Raw genomic sequence first — 2,331 nt, 5'->3', positions numbered from 1 at the left:
TTCTTGTCCCACCCCCTGTTGAAAGAGGTACCGCAACAATGCGTACGCAGAAATGTCACGGCCGCAGCCATGACGCGGCCATGACATTTCTGCGTACGCATTGTTGCGGTACCTCTTTCAACAGGGGGTGGGACAAGAAGGGGCGCGGGGAACTGCGCGCCCGGCCACGGACGACCCGCGGCCCGGAGGCGGCCTCCAGACCCCGGACCGTCCGCATTCCGGCTCGACCGGCGGAGCTATCCGCGGTTCTGCTTCCACTCGGCCTGCGCCTTGTTCAGCTGGTCGGCCATCGTGTCCAGGAACTGCTTGGCGGTCATCCTGCCGAGCATCACCTTCTGGAAGTTGGGCTCGTTGTCGGCCTTGGAGATGGTGTTCCAGTCGGGCAGGTAGTACGGCAGCTGCACGATCTTCGTGTTCTCGCCGTTGAGCGCCTGCGCGGCCAGCCTGGTCGGCTCGGCCTGCTGGATCCAGTCGTCCTGGGCCGCGTCGACGTTGACGGGCACCTGTCCGGCGGACTCGTTGAACTTGGAGTTCTCCGCGGCCGAGGCGGCGAACTCGATGAACTTCCAGGCGGCCGCCTTGTTCTTGCTCGCCTTGAACAGGCCGAGCCCGTCGACCGGGTTGGACACCTGCACCCGGGTGCCGTCGTTCAGCGTCGGGTTCGGCAGACCCCGGAACCTGTCCTTGCCCAGCGCCTTCAGGTGGTCCTGGTAGGAGCCGAGGTTGTGGCTCAGCATGCCGATGGTGCCGCTGTCCCACTGGGCGACCATCTTGGTGAAGTCGTTGTTGACGTCGGCGGACGGGGTGCTCTTCTTGTAGAGCGCGACGTACTTCTCCAGCGCCGCCACGTTCTTGGGGTCGTTGACGGTGGTCTTGTCGCCGTTCCAGAACGAGGTGATGCCGGTCTGCCCGTACATCGCGTCCAGGGCCGGCGCGATGGAGCCCTCGCCGCCGCGGATGGTGAAGCCGAACTCGTTCTTGCCCTGATTGGTGAGCTTGCCGGCGGCCTTGTAGAACTTGTCCCAGGTGGTCGGCTCGTCCAGGCCGGCCTTCTTGAACAGGTCGGTGCGGTACCACAGCGTGCCGTTGTTCACGGAGGTCGGCACGTGGTAGAGGGTGTCGCCGCCGCCCGCCGCCCTGCTGGTGCCGAGCACGTTCTCGCTCAGCTTGCCGTTCAGCGGGCTCTTCTCCAGCCGGCCGTCCAGCGGCTCCAGCGCGCCCTGGGCCGCGATCTCGGCGAGGAACGCGGTGCCCACGCCGCCCACGTCGGGCAGGCCGCCGCCCTGGATGGCGGTGTCGTACTTGGACTGGGCGTTGGCGGCCGGGATGCCGACGTACTTGACCTTGATGTCCGGGTTCTTCTTCTCGAAGTCAGCGATGATCTGCTTCCAGATGTCGGTGCGCACACCGCCGTTGTTGTCCCAGAAGGTGATCTCGCCCTTGCCCGAGCCCTCGGAGCCCTTGCTCTTCCCCGAGCCGCTGCCGTCGTCACCGCACGCGGTGGCGGTCAGCGCGAGCACGGAACCCAGGGCGACGGCCAGGGCGGCGCGCCTGCTTCTACGGATGTTGATCTTCATTGATCGGCTCTCTTCTTCTGGATCCAACTCGGAGGGTGACGCTGTGGGGGGCGAGGACGAGGCGGCCGCCGTGGGCGCACATCCGGGGTAAGCGCTTGCTATGAGGATGTGCCACAGTGACTCCTTATGGGCCTCGGGGCGGAACGGGTTACAGAACTGTGATGCGGAACAGGGTGAAGTCGGCGGCGCCGGCGTGTCCCCGGCCGGCCGGGGCGGCGGCGAACAGGCCGAGCAGGGCGCCGACCCAGCGCCACGGGGTGGCGGCGAAGACCTGGCCGGAGGGCCGGAAGCCGTCGCCGACGTCGGCGAGGAACCGGCAGCGGGCCCCGGCGCCGGCCTCGATACGCAGCCGGGCACGCCCGTCGGGCGCGTGCCGGGGGTGGCCGGCGTCCCGCTCGGACGCGGCGGCGGCCTCCGCGAACCGGTGCACGAGGTGGACCTGCCCGTCCGTGCCCCGCTGCAGCCCGATCCAGCCGTAGGCGTCCCCGAGGACGGCCAGCCCGGCCCGCGCGCCCGGGGCCCCGGCGTGCAGGACGAGGTCGACCTCGACGGCCACCGTCCTGCCGGGCAGCCGCTGGGTGAGCACGTTCGGCAGCCTCCGCAGGTCGTGCGCGTCGGCCGAGCGGACGCAGACCGGCCGCAGGCCGTCGCCGGAGTGCCGGGTGACCCACCCCTCCCGGGGGTTGGCCGTCCACTGCCACTGCCGGCCGAAGCGCCCGCCGGGGAAGTCGTCGTCGGTGGCGGGGGCGGCGGG

At 69.5% G+C, this 2,331-nt stretch carries 1 protein-coding gene and 1 pseudogene; both read right to left on the bottom strand.

The annotated features are described in order from the left end of the window. Positions 1-236: 236 nt before the first annotated feature. Positions 237-1,577, bottom strand: a complete 1,341-nt coding sequence (locus C1I97_RS35550; protein ID WP_111007067.1) for an ABC transporter substrate-binding protein — start codon at positions 1,575-1,577, stop codon at positions 237-239. A gap of 148 nt (positions 1,578-1,725) precedes the next feature. Continuing rightward, positions 1,726-2,331, bottom strand: a pseudogene (locus C1I97_RS35545) (glycoside hydrolase); the annotation flags it as partial.

This window comes from Streptomyces sp. NTH33, from assembly GCF_003236365.1.
Lineage (GTDB): Bacteria > Actinomycetota > Actinomycetes > Streptomycetales > Streptomycetaceae > Streptomyces.
The sequence above is the reverse complement of the archived record's forward strand: the minus strand, read 5'-3'. Positions and strand labels throughout refer to the sequence as shown.

What these genes read in the sequence shown, in the direction of transcription:
- C1I97_RS35550 (WP_111007067.1), bottom strand. Translation starts at nt 1,577, where the DNA reads ATGAAGATCAACATCCGTAGAAGCAGGCGCGCCGCCCTGGCCGTCGCC.